Below are 3,776 nucleotides of genomic sequence, written 5' to 3'. Positions count from 1 at the left end.
CAGCGCCGCAGCCCTGCTCATTGCCGCCGACGACAACCCCGAACGGGTGGTCAGCGAGGCCTCCTTCGCCGCCCTGTGCGGCGCCAGCCCGGTTGGTGGCGCGGCCGAAGCCATGGGACGTCGATGACGAGCTGTGTGCGGTGATCGAGCCGCTGCTGCCCAAGGTGGAGCGTCGGCTCCGGCATCTGGGACGCAAGCGGCATCCGGACCGGCTGGTGTTCCGGCTGGAGTGGTCCGACCTCGCCGTCGCGGCAGCCACCGGTGTCATATCTCAAAGCCTCGGGCATCTCGGTCAAGCCCGCCCACGAGGAAGCCATCGCCATGCGCGACCCCCCTCCTCGACCCCGCCTGCACCACGACCCGGACCGACCGCACTGCCGCGCACCCGGCCCACCCGACCGCACTCCCCCAACCCAAGCCGGCTGGCCCGGCCGCACCACTACGACACAGCGCACCGCGGCCGTTTGGCCGCGGTGCGCCTTTAACGCCCACTCTCTACTCCCGCCGTTGCGCACGCGGGGCGCTCCTTTCGAGTGGGTGGGCTCCGGACGGAGTCGCCTGCGTCCTGCTCGGCCGGGCCACGGGCTGCCCGCCACGTCGTCAGATGGTGCGTCGTGAGGGGCGGTGCCCGCGGGCGGCCGGCCGATCACCGTCAGCCGTCGGAGGGTTCGACCCGCAGGACGACGTGGTGGCCGTCGTCGGCCTCGTTCAGGACGGTGATCCTGGTGTTGGTGTCCCGGACGATCACGCCACCGGTGGGGTTGGCCGGGTCGTAGTAGCGGTCACCGTGGTGGTCGTCGAAGACCGGCACGCCAGGCTGCGCGGGCACCTGCACCTCGACGCCGTCGCGGTGCAAGGTGAAGGCGTCGGTGGGCCGGAGGCCGAAGGGGGAGTCGAAGGTCTGGATCAAGTTGGTCGCCAGCGTGCCGTCGGGCCAGCGCAGCGGGGTCGGGTGGGCGTCGACGGGCAGGATCTGGCCGTGGCCGGGGTGCCGGCCGACGTTGTTGTCCGGCTGGGAGGTGTCCCACAGCGAGATGAGCAGGCCGTTCTGGAAGGGGTAGTACTCCACCCAACCGGGGCGGGTGGTGCGCCAGCCGAAGTTGTACGGGCCGGTCTGCAGGGTGGTGTCATAGGAGACGTACTGACGGTTCTCGGCGATGTAGTACTGCGGGTACCGGGTGGTGAATGCCTCGCCGATGCGGGAGAAGCCGCTCGCGGTCCAGCCGTTGTCGTCGCCCTCGGCGTCGTCGGCGAGCAGGGTGGCGCCGTCGGCGGTGATGGTGATGGCGTCGGCGGCGAAGCCCTTGCCCTGGACGGCTTCGTCGGTGGCGTAGCGGAACCTGACGTCGATCTTCTGGCCGGCGTAAGCGGTCAGGTCGTAGGCCAGGTTCTTGTAGGCGCCGGCGGTGCCGGTCAGGGCGGGCCTGCCGGCGCCGTTGTGGCCGATGGGCGCGCCGTCGGCGGTGCCGTTCAGGGCGGTCCAGGTGGTGCCGCCGTCGGTGGAGGCCTCGGTGTAGAGGAAGTCCCAGTCCTGCTCGATGTCCCACCAGCCCTTGAGGGTGAGGGCGGCGGTGGCCTTGCCGGTGAGGTCGAGGGGGCGGGTGAGGGTGGTGGTCAGCTTGTCGCCCATGCCCGACCACCACTGCCTGCCGCCCTGGGCGGGGGTGGTGATGGGGGTCGCGACCTGCTTGTCGGGCAGGTCGACGACCAGGGCCTGCGGGTCCTTGTTGTTGAACTCGGCGTAGCCGAGCTTGTAGGTGCCCTCGGTGGCGGCCTTGGCGGTGGCGTGGTCGAGCCAGCCCAGCTGGAGCTTGTCCCATGCGTTCATGTCGCCGGGCAGGTCGCCGATGGCGCCCTTGCCTCGGCCGAGCCAGGAGCCCTGCGACATCACGCTCCAGGAGCCGGAGGAGGATTCGCCGGTGCGGCTGGTGTCGTAGTGGTCGGGCAGGCCGAGGTCGTGGCCGTACTCGTGGGCGTAGACGCCGAGGCCGCCGTTCTCGGGCTGCATGGTGTAGTCGCCGACCCACAGGCCGGTGTCGCCGATGGGGGTGCCGCCGGCCTTGTTGCCCGCCGGACCGGTGTTGCCGGCGTTCTGGCCATAGACGTAACTGCGATGGGCCCAGATGGCGTTGCTCCCCTGGGCGCCGCCGCCGGCGGACTGGTCCTCACCGGCGTGGACGATCTGGAAGCGGTCGATGTAGCCGTCGGGCTCGTTGAAGTCGCCGTCGCCGTCGCCGTCGCCGTCGTAGTCGTTGCGGTCCCACTGGTCGTAGGAAGCGAGGTCGGCCTTGATCTGCTGGTCGGTACGGCCCTTGGCCTTCTGCTCGGCCACCCAGGCGTTGACGGCGTCGCGGACCAGGTCTTGGACGTTGTCGCAGACGATGGCGCCGCAGAAGTCGGAGCCGTAGCGGGCCTCGTTGTAGGGGACCTTCACCCAGTCGACGATCGTGCCGTCCACGGAGTAGCGGCCCGAGGACTGCCGCTCGTAGTACTTGGCCACCGACTCCTTGTAGGCGTCGTGCGAGAAGTACAGGTCCTGGAAGTGGTCGCGGTTGTAGTCGGCCTGCCAGGCGGTGGAGTTGTCCATGGCCGGGTCCGGCTGTGCGATCTGGTTGTGTGCCGGCCCGGGCTTGCCGCCGTACTTGACCACCGGCGGTTTGGGGCCGGAGCCGTCCGGGTCGTAGCTGGTCGTGTTGTCGACCGTGTCACCGAACTCGGTGAGGATGACGAATATCCTGTCGGTCTTCTCACGGCCGAGCTCGGCGTACTTGCCCTTGCCCAGGCGCACGACCTGGGAGGCGCCGTGCTTCTCGACGGAAGCCTTGCCGGAGAGCACCTGCTCGAGGGCTTCTTTGCGCTGGGCCCGGTTCTTCTCGGTGAAGGGGCCAGGCAGGTCGTGCTTGTCGGGGCCGAGGTCCACGCCGGGATCGGCCGTGGCGGCCACGGCGTCGACAGCGGGGTCGGCGGGGCCGGCGAGGGCACGGCGGCCAGGGCTAATCCGGCCAGCAGGGTCGCCGCGGCGAGCAGGGTAACGGACGGACTGGCACCTCTGTGATGCTTCAAAGCAGAGGCCTTCCTCTTATGGTGTGTGACATTGCACAGCAGGCGAACGGGAACTGACAAGACCTAGTGCCGCATCAGGCAACGTTTGCCCTGTCGACGACGGCGCGTAGGCGCCGGTCGTCGCCATGGCGGTTTCGCCAGATGATGTAGCGGCGGATCATGCTGCCCTGTTCCTTGTGGGTGGCGTGGTCGGTGCCGTCGAGGGTGAAGTAGCGCAGGGCGGTGAACTGGGCCTCGATGCGGTTCAGCCAGGAGCTGTTGGTCGGGGTGTAGGCGATCTCGACGTTGTTCGAGGCGGCCCAGGTGCCGACCCGCTGGCTCTTCTTCGTGGTCAGATGCGGGGAGAAGATGCCCCTATGTTTCGTCAAGCGGCGGAGTCGGGAAGTGGGAGGGCTGTGACCGGCCGGATGTGGCGGAAGACCTCGCGGGCGACGTAGCGTTTGAGGCAGCGGACGATCTCGCGCTTGGACATGCCCTGCTTGGTGCGTCGCTCCAGGTAGGAGCGCGTGCGCTCGTCCAAGCGTATGCGTGTCATGACGATGCGGTAGAGGGCGGCGTTGGCCTGTCGGTTGCCGCCCCGGTTGAGGCGTCGGCGCTGGGTCTTTCCGGAGGACTGCTCAACCGGGCTGGCGCCGCACAGGGCGGCGAAGGAGGCCTCGCTGACCACCCGTTCGGGGTTGTCGTCGGCGGCAATGAGCAGGGCTGCGGCGCTG

At 69.3% G+C, this 3,776-nt stretch carries 2 protein-coding genes and 3 pseudogenes; 2 read left to right on the top strand and 3 right to left on the bottom strand.

Annotated features, from left to right (window positions below; genetic code table 11):
• Together ACWD6R_RS40040 and ACWD6R_RS40035 are read left to right on the top strand one after the other, a co-directional pair.
• Positions 1-124, top strand: a pseudogene (locus ACWD6R_RS40040) (IS110 family transposase); the annotation flags it as partial.
• Positions 96-212: pseudogene (locus ACWD6R_RS40035) on the top strand (IS5/IS1182 family transposase); the annotation flags it as partial. The pseudogenes ACWD6R_RS40040 and ACWD6R_RS40035, both read left to right, overlap by 29 nt.
• Positions 213-652: 440 nt before the next feature.
• Here ACWD6R_RS40035 and ACWD6R_RS40030 read toward each other — a convergent pair.
• The 3 genes and pseudogenes from ACWD6R_RS40030 to ACWD6R_RS40020 all read right to left on the bottom strand — a co-directional run.
• Entirely contained in the window at positions 653-2,944 is a 2,292-nt protein-coding gene (locus ACWD6R_RS40030) for an immune inhibitor A domain-containing protein (protein ID WP_451823265.1), read from the bottom strand.
• A 193-nt stretch (positions 2,945-3,137) separates the two neighbouring features.
• Positions 3,138-3,410 (bottom strand): annotated as a pseudogene (locus ACWD6R_RS40025) (IS630 family transposase); the annotation flags it as partial.
• Positions 3,411-3,427: 17 nt separating this feature from the next.
• The coding region (locus ACWD6R_RS40020; RefSeq protein ID WP_451823264.1) for a transposase at positions 3,428-3,776 on the bottom strand (349 nt) is incomplete at its 5' end.

Source organism: Streptomyces sp. NPDC005151, assembly GCF_053599875.1.
Note: the sequence above shows the minus strand (reverse complement) of the source record. Positions and strands in the feature narration are given on the sequence as shown.